Below are 14,294 nucleotides of genomic sequence, written 5' to 3'. Positions count from 1 at the left end.
ATTCGTGTGTCGCAAACTTCTCAAGATCGTTTTCATTTTATGATCGTTGGTTTCCAGCCACGCGCAAAGCCCATTGACATAGCAAGGCTCGCGTACTCGATTTCTTTGACGAGAAAATCACGGTCCTTGAGCAGCGCTTCTATTGCGGCCCGTACATCGCCCTTGTGATAGGCCAGCACCAATTCAATTTCTTCGTCGTATTCATTCTCTTGCACAACTGCATTCATTGTTCTGCTCCGTTAAAAGCAGACACACTCGCCGCCAGGCGTGTCTATTTGTTCCCTTATTGTTCCGCAGTTGGTGTAAGAGTCAATTCACGAAAAACGCTTGAGAACATAAAAAGAACCTCCGTGGCGATTCTCGTGGCGTTTTTTGTTCTGACGCGCCACGGAACTTACATCTGTGTTCAGTTTGTTCTTTTTTCTGATTTTAGGGGCTTGCGGTTTAACCCTATATAATCTAGGGCTTTCTCCGGCTCGGAGCGTAGCGCAGCCCGGTAGCGCACTTGACTGGGGGTCAAGGGGTCGTGGGTTCGAATCCCGCCGCTCCGACCATTTTTCCCCAATTAGAACAATAGATTAGAAGAGAGTGGTTGCTGTAAGCCCTCTCAGATTTATCTCAAATGTATCTCTGGTAACCACCCGGTAACCACGGGATTTTAATTTCGAGCTTTCGTTGGTTGCCAATTAGCGACGAAATCTTTCACAGCAAGTTGAGTGGCTCCCTCGATAAGGGCATCAATTGCAAGTTTTCCGAAGTTCGCTCGTTCAAGCTCATGGCGGCAGGCGTCGAGGACTGCAAGATCGACGTTGTTCTCTAGAAGCACGTCGGCCATTTGACGCGTGATTATCGCTTGCAGGCTGTAACGGGTGTGTCGCGGAGGATATGGGTCGATAATCATAAAACTGCTCTTTTTGGTTATGATAACTATTTTTATTGGTTTAGTCACCATATACGTCGAATTTGTTTGCGGTCAATAATATTTTAGGTATCGTACCTAAAAAAATATGGATGATACAAAATGGCGATTACAGGTAATCAGATAAGAGCAGCAAGATCATTGCTCGGATTAGAGCAAGTGGCGCTCGCAGAAAAAGCAGGTGTTAGCACCAATACGGTGCGCAACATGGAGGCGGCCGGGGCGGATCGCGTGCGTGTTCGCACAGATACACTAGATGCAGTCACGGACGCTCTCAAAGCAAATGGCGCTGTGTTTATCGACGAGGGAGAAACGTCGATTGGCGGCCCGGGAGTTCGTTTGCAAACACGCTGATCAAGAACAGTGTTTGTCTTCTTTTAAGACGGAATGCCAATTCACTGTGACCTTTGCGTCGTCCTCTTTCTGGCTTCGCTTTTTGGCTGGCAATAGGGCATCCGCCTTGAGAGGCGGCAGCCCACTGAGCCACTGCTCGTGATCTTCGCGAGCGTCCGCTTTTGCAAGCGAACTTACTAGTTTCAAAAGTCGTGGATCGATTGCCGCTTTATCTGTCATAACTAGCCTCCTATCGGAAATGGGCATAGCGGCGAGCCTCAAACGCTATTACGCATCACGGGCGAAGATATCATGAAATTACATGTACAGTTCATTACTACTCCGCAGGGGGAGGAAATGGCAGTCCTTCCCAAGGCCGACTATGACAAGCTGCTCGAAGCTTTTGAAGATCGCGAAGACATTGAAGCTGGTCGCAAGTTCCGCGCAAAACTGTCCGCTGGCGAAGAAGAATTGATCCCGGCCGAGTACGTCAACCGCATGATCGACGGCGAGAACAAAATCAAGGTTTGGCGTGACTTTCGCGGAATGAGCGCTAAGGCACTCGCCGACGCTGCCGGTATGAGCGCACCTTACCTCTCGCAGATTGAAAGCGGTGCCCGCGAAGGCTCGCTCGATGCTTTGAAGAAACTCGCGGAAGCGCTCAAGGTCAGGATCGATGAACTCATTAAATGATCGCGCATTGCTTTAGATTATCAGTAGGGGGACCGATATGTCTGTTAAAAATTTAGATGCCTTAAGCGAAAATACTAATCTTTATCGAATAATAAGATTAGATTATCTGGAGCAAATGTTTGAAGATCATAAAAATGTTTTGGTGCGCCCACGTTTATGGTCCGATAAATCAGATGGTAATATTTTAAAGGTCGGTTACGATAAACCAGATGGACTGACGTCGGGCTTGGATGAATTAGCTTATGCTCAGTGCTGGACGCTGGAAAAGTCATCTGCCTTGATGTGGCAGTCATATGCGCGAAGCAAATTTGATTACGTGAGAATTCAAACAACCATTCGAGCATTGGTGGAAAGTTTGCACTACCAAAGGGACCCGTACTACGATGAAGATAGGTATTACATAGGTAAAGTAAGATACATTGATAGAAATAAAGCGGCTAGACATAGAAAAGATATATTTAATAAGTACGCGGGTCTAGATATTCTAGCTAGAAGTTTTCTTGTTAAATCTCATTTTTTTAGCGGGGAAAATGAAGTTCGTTTAATTTCTCTCGTTATAGATGCGGATTATACATGCCTAGAAAAGAATAATATTCGATCTTATCCGTGCGATCCAAACAAGCTTATAAGTAAAATACGGCTGTCTCCGGAATTGTCGCAAGACGAATTTAAGAGAATGGAAAGAGTGGTCAGAAAGCTGACGGGGTTTGAAAAGGAGATAGCGAGATCGTCGATCTTTGACGAATGGGACTTGCCTCCAATATCAGTAGAGAGAAACATTCAATTCTTCTAGCTGCCTCGGGCCACATTTCAGTAACAACATTATGAGTTACAATGGGTGTTAATAGCTATCCTCTGCCTCCGTAAATGCCACATGGTGAAATTCGGCAACAGTGTGAAGGTATAAAAAGTTAACGCATTGCCGTTTACGCCAGAGCGTATAAGGGTATGTTAACCACACTGTGGTGTGTTGACGGAAAAGGAATACCTCTCATGAGCACCATCTACACAATCGGTTACGAAGGCACAGATATCGACAAGTTTGTGCGCACGCTTCAGGTCGTAGGTGTGCAAGTGCTCGCTGACGTCAGAGCGTTGCCGCTCTCACGTAAGAAGGGCTTTTCAAAAAATTCTCTTCGGGAACGGCTTGAACAAGCAGGTATAGAGTACCACTCCTATCAGCCGTTGGGCGACCCAAAGCCGGGCAGAGACGCTGCGCGTGCTGGTCGATTTGACGAGTTCCGCAAGATTTATACGGCACATATCGAAACCGATGCAGCTAAAGAAAAAGTTGCTGAACTCTCGCTTACGGCATCGGAAAAGATCACATGCATGTTGTGTTTCGAGCGCGACCCTAAAACCTGTCATCGAACGATCATTGCAGAGAAGCTTGTCGAGTTCGACATATCGTCATTCGACCTTTATGGCGATGATCCTAAAAAATACGAACGTAATTTGGCGATGCTGCCTACAATACGGTTAGAAGCTGCTGAATAAATCACGTGCAGGCTCTGTCTTCGGCGGATAGACGAGGCTTATTATCAGCCAGGTATCCGGGAAGCGGTGAATAGTTCCCATCAGAAACAATAATTCTTTATTCGGAAGTTCCGTTTCCAGCTTGTTTCGGAATGGGGCTTCCCAGTTGTCGCCATACTTATTGGCGCAGTGCCAATAAAGAGCGCCAGCCTCCCAATCAACAATTTTGTGTGTATGTTCGTAGTCGACGCCGTCCAATTCACAAATATAATTGTAGTAAAAATCGTAGGGCAGCTTTTTAAGTAGCTTTATGTCTTTCGGCTCGTCATCGAAAAGCCCCGCCTGTGTTTGATAACCAAGAAGTTTATCTAATTCTTCTTTTGTCCAATTCGGGTCTTTTACCTTTCGAATATCTAAGGACTTAATCTTTTTTGGCTTCAGGAATGCGAGTGTATGGCCGCTCGACTGGCGATTGCTTTCCAGTTCGGCGAAACTCGAAAACGTTATGGTATTCTGGATCGCTTCTCGTCGTGCCTGCCAGTTATTTTTCGTCGTGAGTGGCTCCCCAATGCATTCTATGGCATCAATAACGACCGCATGACTTTCGGGGCGATGATCTTTCTTGGCTTTTACGTAGTGAACCTTGCGGTTTCGCTATGGAGCATTCAACGGTTCTTGTTTCATTGCGAGTTTCCGAGGATGTTCAACGCCGCGTCGTAACAAAACGCTGGAACAATCGCACACCGGCAGACCGCGCCGCACTGCAAGAAAGGGGGGAGTGATGGGCGATCTTCCAACAATCACCACTTATCGCGGTCAGGTCATTCGCGACTTACCCAACGATGACCTGATTAACATCATCCTCGAAATGATTGTTGAGAATCACCGCACCCAAGAAATGCATCGCCTCGAAATTGAAGGCTGGAAAATGCTCGTTGAAGTTGGAGGGAGAGAATGAGCTTACTCACACCTGAACAAGCCGCAGAAGCGTTGAGCATTTCACATCGACACCTAATCCATTTGACAGATGACGGTGAGTTGCCTTTCATTAACATAGGCAGAGGCATGCGGAAAATCCGCCGGTACGAACCGGCAGATATTGAAGCATTTAAGAACCAACGAAAGACAACCGAATGCCAGTATACATCCGAAAAGACAGCAAGGACGGCACGTACTCCTACGAGTTCCGGCTACGCGGTCATCGATTTTCGGGAAACACTGGAAAAAAGACGGAGCGAGAGGCGCGCCAATTCGAAAAGGTAAAGCGAAAAGAAGCCGAGCTTGAAGCGCATAAGCAGGCTGATTTCAAGTCGGATGATTTAACGTTTGAAACCGCATCCAACAAATATTGGCACGAGGTCGGTCAGCATCATAAAAATTCAGACACTACGCTTTGGTCCCTCGACTGGTTGCAGGCATCGATCGGGCGCCGGACCAAGTTAAGCAAAGTGACAGACCGAACGATAGCTGAACTGGTCGCCAAACGTCGAAATGAATTAGTCCCGCAGAGCAAAGAGCCGCGGAAAATATCGCCTGCCACTGTGAACCGAACCATGACGCAGCCGCTACGCGAAATAATGCTGCGGGCTGCGAAGATATGGAAAGTTAAGGTCAACGATATTGACTGGTCGCAGCACCTGTTGCCGGAAAAGGGCGAACGGGTGCGCGAAGCCTCAACCGGCGAAGAAACCCAGATAATGAGCAAGTTGAAGCGCGGCTATGATGTGGCTGTGCGCTTTGCTTTTCTCTCAGGCTGTAGGCGAATGGAGATCCTTGGTCTTACATGGGCTCACGTGGATTTCTTCGGGAAGACGTTCACCGTGACCGGAAAAGGCAATAAGGTGCGAACAATCCCAATGTCACAGGCAATTTTCGACCTGCTTTGGGATGAGCGCAACAATCATGAAACGGCAGTATTTACGTTTGAAGCAATTCGAACAACGAAGATTCCGGAATATGTGCGTGGGACGCGATACCCGCTGAGAGAGAGCGGATTGAAAAGCGCGATGCGCCGAGCCGTGTCAGGTGCTGGTGTCGAGAACTTCCGATTTCACGATACCAGGCACACAGCCGCAACCCGGATTTTGCGCGCCAGCAATCTACGCGTAGCCCAGAAGTTACTCGGCCATACCGACATCAAAACTACCACGAAATATGCGCATGCGATGATGGAAGATGTGCGATCCGCTATGGATGCAATGAGCGGAAACAAAGATGAAATTGACGTTGAAGTGCCAAAGAGGAAAGCTGAATGAGCGTCTATAAGCGAGATGACACGCATTTCTACAGTTACGATTTCCGGATGGATGGGAAAAGGTACTCAGGGTCAACGCTTACGGTCGATCTTGAAGAAGCAAAGGAATTTGAACGAGCAGTAAAAGAAGATGCTCAAGGCATGAGCATAACCTGTCGATCGGTTTTGCGTAGAGCTGCAAAGTCCTCAAATATGATCCGCCAAACCAAGTATGGCTACGTTTACATGATCAAGAGCGGCTATTTCGTAAAAGTTGGACATTCTCACGATCCATCATCGCGATTTCGATCCATCAGGACCGCAACACCTGATGATTGCGAGATACTTTTCTACATGCCGGGATCGGTAAAGCTGGAGAAACGACTGCACCGCGAGTTCGCATCCTGCCACTATAAAAAGGAATGGTTTTTCCTGTGTGGGAAACTCAAAAAATTTGTTCAAGAATTCGAAGATAACGGCAAAACAAAAAACGCCACGAGAATTACTGTGAGCGACTTTTCAAATCAGGTAACCTGTTGATTAATTTGGGGGAATAGATTTCAGGGAACTTTTCCCCCAGTCAAGTGCGCTACCGGGCTGCGCTACGCTCCGAGCCGGAGAAAGCCCTAGAATATAACGACTTGTGGTGCAAGGTCTATTTTCTGAATTTGTGAAAATGGAGACGCCCGCACCACAAAGCTGTAAGAACTACGTGTTACGGATTTGGTAGGTTTCCGGGACGTAACGGTAGCCCTCGCCAGCACGCTGCAGATAAGCAAGCGAGGGAAATGGCATGTGATAGCCAATAAATGGCAAGCGATCCGTAGCCAGCATATCGAAGATTCGCTTTCTAGTCTCGGCAGCCATTTCCTTGTCTATATCGAACGAAACATGCCAGTCGGGACGCTGCAAGGTGATAACCGAATGATTAGCTGTGTCTGAAATCAGCATAAGCGACTTGCCATCCGATTCCACTCGGAATGCCAAATGCCCTGGTGTGTGGCCAAAGGCGCCTATGGCATGGATACCCGAAACCACTTCGTTGCCATCATCAATGAAGATGGTCTTTTCTGCGAACGGCTTCACGTTCTTTTCGACCATTTGTGCGACGGTCTTTGCAGGGCTTTCAAGGCGGGCTGGATCGGTCCAAAAGTCAAACTCTTTCTGTCCTGCGGCATAGCGTGCATTTGCAAAGGCGGGCTTACCCTCTTCCATCAAGCCGCCGATGTGATCGGGATGGAAATGACTCAGAACAACCAGAGAAATGTCATCCGCCTTGTAGCCGGAAGCCTCCAGTGCACTGATCAGTTTGCCCTGCCCGGCTTCACGAGCTCCTGCTCCCATACCCGTATCAAACAGAACGAGCTCTTTGCCGGTATTGATAAGAACAGGCGTGAAGCTGTTCACAAAACGGTCGGCAGGAAGTAGGTTTTCTTCCAGCAAGGCCGCAACATCTTTTGGATCCTGATTGATCGCATATGTCTTCTCTGGCGCTTCACCCGCCCGACGTCCATCAGAAAGAGTCGTGATTTCGAAGTCACCAAACTGAAACCGATGAAAGCCGGGATTTTCCGCCTTCGACACAGGTGTTTGCGCTGAGGCTTGCGAAGCTTCAAATGGTGACAAAGCTACTCCACCACCCGCAGCAGAAGCTGCAACAATAAAATTTCGCCGGGAAATAGCCATTGATCAGTCTCCAGAATTGATTGTGGTAATTAAGGATAGCTTAAAAAGCTCTTTGATCCAGCGTGAAACAATTAACTTTTCGTAAGGATCGGCTTGTTCACGGACTTGCAGCTCGCGAAAAAATTCTCTATTTGAGGGCTGCGCGGGACGACCCGTGCCTGTGTTCGCATAGGGGACGGCCCCATTGGAGGGTGCTCCATGGCTGGGCCTATAGAACAATTTGCGATCCGACCCATCGTCGAGCTTGGCACAGTGGGTGGCCAGCAGATTGTTTTCACGAATTCCGCACTTTACATGCTGCTGACAGTGACAGTTGCTGCAGGCTTCCTTTTTCTCGCCTCGCGCCGAGGTAAGGTCGTACCAGGTCGCTGGCAATCATCAGCTGAAATGCTTTACGAGTTTGTATCAAAGACAGTGCGTGAAAATGCAGGTGAACACGGAATGAAATTCTTCCCGTTGGTGTTCTCGCTTTTCATGTTTATTCTTGTGGCCAACCTCATCGGCATGTTTCCTTATGCCTTCACGGTAACAAGCCATATAATCGTCACGTTCGCGCTGGCTATGCTCGTATTTCTAACCGTTACTATTTACGGACTGCTACGCCACGGTTTCAAGTTCTTCCGCTTGTTCATGCCGGCAGGCGTCCCGGTGATGCTCGCGCCGATTATCGTTCCGATCGAACTCATGTCTTATATCTCACGTCCGATCAGCCATTCAGTACGTCTGTTTGCAGTCATGCTCGCCGGTCACATCACGCTGAAGGTATTTGCTGGATTTGTGGTTGGACTGGGCAGTTTGGGTTCGCTGGGATTAATGTCGGCCATTATGCCTCTCGCCATGACTGTCGCATTGACGGCACTTGAATTGCTGATGGCAATAATTCAGGCATATGTCTTTACCATGCTGAGCTGCATGTATCTCAATGACGCTCTGCATCCTTCTCATTAGACCTATAGTATTGACGAAAGGACGGCCTTTCGTTCTCTTGAAAAATGGGACGGCCCATACCCAAGGAGCACTAAAATGGCATGGATTTATCTGGCACTCGCCGGTGGCCTCGAAATTATTTGGGCCTATTTCATGAAAAAGTCGGAAGGCTTTTCGCTTTTAACGCCCAGCGTCATCACGATTGTAACAATGATCGGCAGTTTCGCCCTGCTTTCGATTGCAATGCGTACCCTGCCGCTGGGGACAGCCTATGCCATTTGGACCGGCATTGGCGCGGTTGGCGCATTCGTCGTCGGAATATTCATTCTGGGTGAAGCGGCAACATTCTTCCGCGTCGCCAGCGTGACACTTATTCTGGCCGGCATTATTGGCCTGAAGCTATCGTCGACGTAGGCCAAAAAAGAAAGGGAGGCACTGCCTCCCTTTTTCATTTTATTATCTGAAAAACATGAACCCGTTTTTCAGCGAACCTGATCCAGCAGGCGCTTGCATTCAAGCAAGTCAAAAAGCGCTTCCTGAAGAAGCGAGCGATTATCCTTCGATGGGCGTTTCCCATCAGCACCAATAGGGCCTTCTTCCTCACCCTTCAGTAAGCCAAACAGCTTGCGTGCGGGTTGCGGTGCCTTGATGCCGCTTGGCAGCGCCATTTCATTATCGGCAGCGTTTTCCATCGCCTGCTTTTCAGCTGCAGCCTGCTTCTGGCGCGTGATGGCTTCGATGGCCTGAACATCGCCATTGCCAAGCGCGATAATGAATTGCGCATTGTTTTCGCGGAGAAGTCGCTGAACACCCTTGATGGTATAACCTTGATCATAAAGCAGGTGGCGAATGCCTTTGAGCAATTCAACATCAAGCGGACGATAATAGCGACGACCACCGCCTCGCTTCATCGGTTTTATCTGGGTAAAGCGTGTTTCCCAAAAACGCAGCACATGCTGCGGAAGATCGAGATCTTCTGCTACTTCGCTTATAGTCCTGAATGCATCAGGGCTTTTGTCCATCTGCTTGCCCTTTCCAGTGGTTTAGCCTCGCCGTGCAGCGAGTCCTGCCAGCCCAGATAGTTCAAATGGCAATCGACACGTCATTTTGTGCGAGCCATAATATCATGATAATCGAACGGCATTTAACATATAAATATCGAGCGAAAAGCCCCTACTTTTCGGCTTGTTATATTAGGGAACCGACTCGCTTTGTCCGTAGATTATATAATATCAGAACTTTATAAGCACCCCTTCATATATAACAGGAAGAAGCACAGATTTCAGGCTGCTGATGTCACTGGATATATAAGCAAGCAAAATACTTCGCCCCCGAGGGGGCGACGCAGTAAAATACAAAGAGATTAAAAACCTCTATCCATCTAAAAACTACGACTTGGCGCTTTTCGACCCGCGCTTCTGGTGTTCTTGAAGGATGCGTTGTTTGAGAACGTTAGACGCTTTGAACGTCATGACGCGACGTGGAAGAATTGGCACTTCCTCACCGGTCTTCGGGTTGCGGCCGATGCGCTCATTCTTGTCACGGACCTGAAATGTCGCGAATGACGACAATTTCACAGTTTCACCGTTTACGATAGCGTCACAGACTTCGTCGAGGATCATCTCGACCAGAGCCGCCGATTCTGTTCTGGACAGGCCTACCTTGCGGTAAACAGCCTCTGCCAGATCAGCGCGTGTGACCGTCTTACCTCCCATAACCGAACCTACCTGGTTAGCGTTTGAACAGATAATATCCTTAAGTGACAGGAGGTTACACAAATAAACGCGGTCCGGTCAAGCCGCGAGTTTCCTCGCGGCCCATCAATTTTCTAATTACCAGCGCAACAATACCGCGCCCCAGGTAAATCCGCCGCCCATCGCCTCCAAAAGCACGAGGTCGCCCTTCTTGATACGACCGTCTGCGGCGGCTGTTGCAAGCGCCAGCGGAACTGAGGCCGCTGACGTGTTGCCGTGTTTATCGACAGTGATAACCACCTTTTCCTCGGCAATATTCAGCTTTTTTGCTGAAGCGTCGATAATACGCTTGTTGGCCTGATGTGGCACGAACCAGTCGATATCGTCTGCAGTCAGACCTGTTTCGGCAAAAGAGGCTTCGATCACATCTGTGATCATGCCCACGGCATGTTTGAAGACTTCACGGCCTTCCATGCGCAAATGACCCACCGTTTGCGTGGTCGATGGGCCGCCATCCACAAAAAGCTTTTCCTTATGATTGCCGTCAGAACGAAGATTTGCAGCCAGAATACCACGATCCGACGTCAGGCCTTTGCCTTCGCCTGCTTCTAGTACCAGCGCGCCCGCACCGTCACCGAACAGCACGCAGGTCGTGCGATCATTCCAATCGAGAATACGCGAGAAGGTTTCCGCTCCGATGACCAGCACGCGCTGAGCCATGCCACCGCGAATATAAAGGTCCGCTGTTGTCAAGGCATAGATGAAGCCACTGCAAACCGCCTGTAGATCGAACGCAAAGCCTGATGTAATACCCAACTCGCGCTGGATTTCGACCGCGCTTGCTGGAAATGTGTGATTTGGCGTCGATGTTGCGACTAGAACCAGATCGATATCGGAAGCTTGAAGACCAGCATTTTCAAGCGCTGCACGCGCAGCCGCTGCACCGAGCGAAACAGTCGTCTCGGTTTCATCTGCGATGTGACGCTGGCGAATACCGGTGCGCTGAACGATCCATTCGTCAGAGGTTTCAATCACGCCTTCAAAATCGGCATTCTTCATGATCCGCTTAGGCAGCGCCGAACCAATACCTCTTACGACAGATCTTATCATCTTTTTTCCTGTCCTCGAGCGGCTTCTATTTTCCTGAACCGGAATAGCCACTCTATCTTTTTGTTTTATAGCAGTTTCGGATGAAAACCCGATTCCATGAAACTGCTCTAGCCTGACCACACCGGGTGCACGCCTGCCGATGAACATTCATACCCGGTTAAGAGGGTTAATTATCACTTGGCTGCTTCGCTGCCGTCATTGGATGCAGCATGCGGATGACTGTGGTGGAAATGAGCCAGATCGGCTTCAATCTTCTCAAGAAGCTTGTTACGCACCATGTCATAGCCAACTTCAATTGCCGAGCAGAAGCCTTCCGCAGTAGCACCGCCATGGCTTTTGATCACAACGCCGCTCATACCAAGCAACACGCCACCATTCACTTTGTTCGGATCCATCTTTTCGCGGACGCGGTCAAATGCGCCCTTTGCAAAAATATACCCGATCTTCGCGAGCCATGTACGGGTCATTGCCTGACGGAGCAGTGTGGCCATCTGACGTGCCGTACCTTCGGCAGTTTTCAGTGCGACATTGCCGGTGAAGCCTTCTGTCACGACGACATCGACGGTGCCCTTGCCAATATCGTTGCCTTCAACAAAACCGGTATATTGCAATCCCGCAAGTGGTGTATCGCGTAGAATTTGCGCGGCTTCCTTGATCTCGTCGAGGCCTTTGACCTCTTCCGTACCAACATTGAGGAGCCCCACCGTCGGCTTGCGTATCTCAAAAAGCGCGCGCGCCATACCGGCGCCCATCACTGCATAATCTACGAGCTGCCGCGCATCAGCACCGATTGTAGCGCCTACGTCCAACACAACGCTTTCACCGCGCAAAGTCGGCCAGATGGCAGCTATAGCCGGACGCTCAACATCAGACAGCATGCGCAGGCAGAATTTTGACATGGCCATCAGTGCGCCGGTATTTCCAGCCGAAACACAGACATCGGCATCGCCCGTCTTTACTGCTTCAATCGCTTGCCACATGGAAGATTTGCCGCGACCAGAGCGAAGCGCCTGGCTAGGTTTGTCATCCATTTTAACGGCGACCTGGCTGGCGCGAAATTCGGACGCTGCCTGCAGTTTCGGGTAACGTGCCAACACAGGCTCGACCTGACCGGCCAGCCCAAAAAAAATGAACCGGATATCAGGATGGCGTTCAAGTGCCTTCGCCGCGCCGGGGATGACCACTTCTGGGCCAAAATCACCGCCCATGGCGTCAATCGAAATTTTTATCACTATTGATTATTCCTGTGCGATCCCTTCCCCAATACTGCCTGTCTAAAAGCAGAGGGGTTTTCCGCGAAAATAGTGTTTTTCCGGTCGCGCACAACCAGATTCTCTCAAGCATCAGTTAAATCACGGCTTATTCTGCCATTCTGAAAGCTTGGCAAAAGGCGAATCAGGCTTTTCTTCCTCTTCCACGTCGCCGAAAACGGCTGGTTCCGCATCTGCGGGCAAGCCCGGCTTGCGTGGATATGGATCGAGTGCGAGTTCAAAAAATTCTTCGGCCACTGCACCGATGTCAATTTTATCGCCGACGAAAGTCTCCGGAATATCTGCGCCGTCAGCATCCAGCAGCAACTCGCCACTTTCATCGAGCTGAATTTTAGCGAGGCGCGAATTTTCCGGTACGAAAATCGTATCCACTTCTTCGGCAATCGTGGCATCGATCGGTTCCAGCGTCACAACGCAAGACTGCACGATTTCTGCATTAATGGTGCCTCGCAGGCGGATGCCGTTCTTTTTCCACGGCGTCAGCAGAAACTCAGCGGCAAAGGAGTTCACAGCCTGAAGGTCATGTTCAGCTGCCAATGCTGCTCTTTCCCTGTCATTGGTCCCAATCTTCACCGTCAAGCCCTTGTGGGGCAGATGAAGAACCGGAACAGGATAGGTCAGCGCCGGTTTATCAGTCATTCTCGTTTGCCTCTTTTGTACTATCGATTGACGCAAGCATCATTTCGTCTGCATCCATAAAGGATATGTCGCCTGCTGCCAAAGCACTGTCTTCAATGTTTGCCAACCGATCACGGCACGCAAATACATATTCACTCAGATAGTGAGCATGTGGCCAGAATTCGAGATCGGGTCGAATGTTTCGCGTCAAAGCGGTCGCCAGCGCTTTTTTATCATCGGCGTCCAGTGCCGTGCCATACGAGCTGACGCGCCCGTAAAACATGCGTGCAAGCTTCTTCATGCGCTTGGGAACGCCTTGATCGCCGATTCCCAATTCTCGCAATGAATGATCAACATCCTTGAAAAATTCGTCTGCAATGTCCTGCGCAAGCGGCATCAGCACCGAATTTTCACCCTTCATGCGATGAAGAGATATGAAAATATGAACCGAAAGCATCTCATAACGACCTAAAGGCGTATCAGGCACCTGAAATTGTGCATAAAATCGCTTCTGCCGCGCCGCCGCCACGATCGTCTCGTAAACGCGAAGCACAACTGTCTCATTAGCTTTTGATTTGCGGCGAAAAAGTCGAAGAATCATTCCTGTACGACCGTACTTGTTGCATCCAGAAGCAAGGTGGTTTACCGAAGTTCTCTCGACGGCGAAAGTGCCGCGCTGATATAGAATGTATGGAGAGGTCTTTGTTGCAGCGAATTTTCCCAAGCGCACGCAAACAGCGTGCCCTTCTCGCAGGCACAGCAATTCTCTTTTCGGCGGCTCTCGTCGGATGCAACACTGCATCCACGCTAAACCCGTCGGAAACGCTTACAGAGGGTTACGTGCTCGATCAGGAGGCGCTTGATTCGGTTCCGGTTGGCTCCAGCCGTGAACAGGTGCTTCTCGCACTCGGTACACCGTCCACCACGGCAACCTTCGACAATGAAGTGTTCTATTACATTTCGCAGAAGCGCTACCGTGCGGCACAGTTCATGAAGCCGAAGATCATCGACCGTCATATCCTTGCGGTTTACTTCGACAAGGAAGGCAAGGTCAGCAATATTGCCAATTATGGCCTGCAGGACGGTAAATTGTTCGATTTCGTATCGCGCACGACCCCAACGGGCGGCAAGGATCAGACCTTTATCGGTCAGATCATCCAGGGCGTTGGCAAGGCTCCGACATCGCTGCCGGGTGCAGCAGGCGGCGCAAACAACTGATCTGTTGCGAATCTCAAAAAAAGCCCGCCAACTGGCGGGCTTTTATTTTGCGACTTACAGCGGTTCCAGTTAATAGTGAACCGCTGTAACTATTTGTTTTTACGCATTTCCGAACG

Annotated in this window: 22 protein-coding genes, 1 tRNA gene and 1 pseudogene; 13 read left to right on the top strand and 11 right to left on the bottom strand. The window is 49.5% G+C overall.

Annotated elements, in window-relative coordinates:
• Window positions 1–32 precede the first annotated feature (32 nt).
• Window positions 33–227, bottom strand: a complete 195-nt coding sequence (locus OIV19_RS17505) for a CUE domain-containing protein (protein WP_264232439.1) — start codon at window positions 225–227, stop codon at window positions 33–35.
• Window positions 228–477: 250 nt separating this feature from the next.
• On the opposite strand from OIV19_RS17505, the gene OIV19_RS17500 reads away from it, so the two are divergent.
• Window positions 478–554: transfer RNA gene (locus OIV19_RS17500), tRNA-Pro, on the top strand.
• Window positions 555–658: 104 nt separating this feature from the next.
• Here OIV19_RS17500 and OIV19_RS17495 read toward each other — a convergent pair.
• Complete coding sequence (locus OIV19_RS17495; RefSeq protein WP_264232438.1) at window positions 659–901, bottom strand: hypothetical protein; 243 nt, start codon at window positions 899–901, stop codon at window positions 659–661.
• Between the two features lie 120 nt (window positions 902–1,021).
• Here OIV19_RS17495 and OIV19_RS17490 point away from each other — a divergent pair, with 120 nt between their 5' ends.
• Window positions 1,022–1,273: a helix-turn-helix domain-containing protein gene (locus OIV19_RS17490; RefSeq protein WP_264232437.1), complete on the top strand. Its 252-nt coding sequence runs from the start codon at window positions 1,022–1,024 to the stop codon at window positions 1,271–1,273.
• On the opposite strand, the gene OIV19_RS17485 is transcribed toward OIV19_RS17490, so the two are convergent.
• On the bottom strand, window positions 1,274–1,492 hold the full coding sequence (locus OIV19_RS17485; protein WP_264232436.1) for a hypothetical protein: 219 nt from the start codon (window positions 1,490–1,492) through the stop codon (window positions 1,274–1,276).
• Between the two features lie 117 nt (window positions 1,493–1,609).
• Between OIV19_RS17485 and OIV19_RS17480 the strand changes: the two genes are divergently transcribed.
• From OIV19_RS17480 to OIV19_RS17470, 3 genes are all read left to right on the top strand, one after another.
• Window positions 1,610–1,945: a helix-turn-helix domain-containing protein gene (locus tag OIV19_RS17480; RefSeq protein WP_264232435.1), complete on the top strand. Its 336-nt coding sequence runs from the start codon at window positions 1,610–1,612 to the stop codon at window positions 1,943–1,945.
• A gap of 37 nt (window positions 1,946–1,982) precedes the next feature.
• Window positions 1,983–2,738 (top strand): hypothetical protein, encoded by a 756-nt coding sequence (locus tag OIV19_RS17475; protein ID WP_264232434.1) that lies wholly within the window; start codon window positions 1,983–1,985, stop codon window positions 2,736–2,738.
• Between the two features lie 200 nt (window positions 2,739–2,938).
• Window positions 2,939–3,442, top strand: a complete 504-nt coding sequence (locus tag OIV19_RS17470; RefSeq protein ID WP_264232433.1) for a DUF488 domain-containing protein — start codon at window positions 2,939–2,941, stop codon at window positions 3,440–3,442.
• On the opposite strand, the gene OIV19_RS17465 is transcribed toward OIV19_RS17470, so the two are convergent.
• Entirely contained in the window at window positions 3,425–3,862 is a 438-nt protein-coding gene (locus OIV19_RS17465) for a DUF8757 domain-containing protein (RefSeq protein WP_498831061.1), read from the bottom strand. The two genes, OIV19_RS17470 and OIV19_RS17465, sit on opposite strands and share 18 nt — an antisense overlap.
• 12 nt (window positions 3,863–3,874) lie before the next feature.
• Here OIV19_RS17465 and OIV19_RS17460 point away from each other — a divergent pair, with 12 nt between their 5' ends.
• The 5 genes and pseudogenes from OIV19_RS17460 to OIV19_RS17440 all read left to right on the top strand — a co-directional run bounded on the left by OIV19_RS17460 (window position 3,875) and on the right by OIV19_RS17440 (window position 6,194).
• Window positions 3,875–4,141, top strand: coding sequence for a hypothetical protein (locus tag OIV19_RS17460; RefSeq protein WP_264232432.1), 267 nt, complete (start codon window positions 3,875–3,877; stop codon window positions 4,139–4,141).
• A 61-nt stretch (window positions 4,142–4,202) separates the two neighbouring features.
• On the top strand, window positions 4,203–4,379 hold the full coding sequence (locus OIV19_RS17455; RefSeq protein ID WP_264232431.1) for a hypothetical protein: 177 nt from the start codon (window positions 4,203–4,205) through the stop codon (window positions 4,377–4,379).
• Window positions 4,376–4,531: pseudogene (locus OIV19_RS17450) on the top strand (helix-turn-helix domain-containing protein); the annotation flags it as partial. The gene OIV19_RS17455 and the pseudogene OIV19_RS17450, both read left to right, overlap by 4 nt.
• Window positions 4,532–4,554: 23 nt before the next feature.
• On the top strand, window positions 4,555–5,676 hold the full coding sequence (locus OIV19_RS17445) for a site-specific integrase (RefSeq protein ID WP_264232430.1): 1,122 nt from the start codon (window positions 4,555–4,557) through the stop codon (window positions 5,674–5,676).
• Entirely contained in the window at window positions 5,673–6,194 is a 522-nt protein-coding gene (locus OIV19_RS17440; protein ID WP_264232429.1) for a GIY-YIG nuclease family protein, read from the top strand. Before OIV19_RS17445 ends, OIV19_RS17440 begins: the two co-directional genes overlap by 4 nt.
• A gap of 168 nt (window positions 6,195–6,362) precedes the next feature.
• Here the strand turns inward: OIV19_RS17440 and OIV19_RS17435 are convergent, their stop codons facing one another.
• A complete protein-coding gene (locus OIV19_RS17435) occupies window positions 6,363–7,340 on the bottom strand; it encodes an MBL fold metallo-hydrolase (RefSeq protein ID WP_095446404.1) in 978 nt (325 codons plus the stop codon).
• 198 nt (window positions 7,341–7,538) lie between these two features.
• Between OIV19_RS17435 and OIV19_RS17430 the strand changes: the two genes are divergently transcribed.
• Both OIV19_RS17430 and sugE read left to right on the top strand, forming a co-directional pair.
• Entirely contained in the window at window positions 7,539–8,288 is a 750-nt protein-coding gene (locus OIV19_RS17430; protein ID WP_151095557.1) for a F0F1 ATP synthase subunit A, read from the top strand.
• Between the two features lie 75 nt (window positions 8,289–8,363).
• Window positions 8,364–8,681 (top strand): quaternary ammonium compound efflux SMR transporter SugE, encoded by a 318-nt coding sequence (gene sugE / locus OIV19_RS17425; protein ID WP_095446402.1) that lies wholly within the window; start codon window positions 8,364–8,366, stop codon window positions 8,679–8,681.
• A 68-nt stretch (window positions 8,682–8,749) separates the two neighbouring features.
• Here the strand turns inward: sugE and OIV19_RS17420 are convergent, their stop codons facing one another.
• From OIV19_RS17420 to OIV19_RS17395, 6 genes are all read right to left on the bottom strand, one after another.
• Window positions 8,750–9,289 carry a MerR family transcriptional regulator gene (locus OIV19_RS17420; protein ID WP_095446401.1) on the bottom strand — a complete coding sequence of 180 codons (540 nt, stop codon included), beginning with the start codon at window positions 9,287–9,289 and terminating at the stop codon, window positions 8,750–8,752.
• 366 nt (window positions 9,290–9,655) lie between these two features.
• Window positions 9,656–9,982 carry an integration host factor subunit alpha gene (locus tag OIV19_RS17415; RefSeq protein ID WP_024897430.1) on the bottom strand — a complete coding sequence of 109 codons (327 nt, stop codon included), beginning with the start codon at window positions 9,980–9,982 and terminating at the stop codon, window positions 9,656–9,658.
• A 117-nt stretch (window positions 9,983–10,099) separates the two neighbouring features.
• A complete protein-coding gene (locus OIV19_RS17410) occupies window positions 10,100–11,071 on the bottom strand; it encodes a beta-ketoacyl-ACP synthase III (RefSeq protein WP_264232428.1) in 972 nt (323 codons plus the stop codon).
• A 173-nt stretch (window positions 11,072–11,244) separates the two neighbouring features.
• Window positions 11,245–12,303, bottom strand: coding sequence for a phosphate acyltransferase PlsX (plsX, locus tag OIV19_RS17405; protein ID WP_095446400.1), 1,059 nt, complete (start codon window positions 12,301–12,303; stop codon window positions 11,245–11,247).
• Between the two features lie 120 nt (window positions 12,304–12,423).
• A complete protein-coding gene (locus tag OIV19_RS17400) occupies window positions 12,424–12,981 on the bottom strand; it encodes a YceD family protein (protein ID WP_151095560.1) in 558 nt (185 codons plus the stop codon).
• Window positions 12,974–13,561 (bottom strand): ubiquinol-cytochrome C chaperone family protein, encoded by a 588-nt coding sequence (locus tag OIV19_RS17395; protein ID WP_095446398.1) that lies wholly within the window; start codon window positions 13,559–13,561, stop codon window positions 12,974–12,976. The genes OIV19_RS17400 and OIV19_RS17395 overlap by 8 nt, the downstream gene beginning before the upstream one ends.
• Window positions 13,562–13,662: 101 nt before the next feature.
• Between OIV19_RS17395 and OIV19_RS17390 the strand changes: the two genes are divergently transcribed.
• Window positions 13,663–14,178, top strand: coding sequence for an outer membrane protein assembly factor BamE (locus OIV19_RS17390; protein WP_095446397.1), 516 nt, complete (start codon window positions 13,663–13,665; stop codon window positions 14,176–14,178).
• Window positions 14,179–14,294: the final 116 nt, after the last annotated feature.

Source organism: Brucella sp. HL-2, from assembly GCF_025846885.2.
In the GTDB taxonomy this organism is placed as follows: Bacteria; Pseudomonadota; Alphaproteobacteria; order Rhizobiales; family Rhizobiaceae; genus Brucella; species Brucella quorumnocens.
This window is presented reverse-complemented; position numbering and strand designations above follow the sequence as displayed.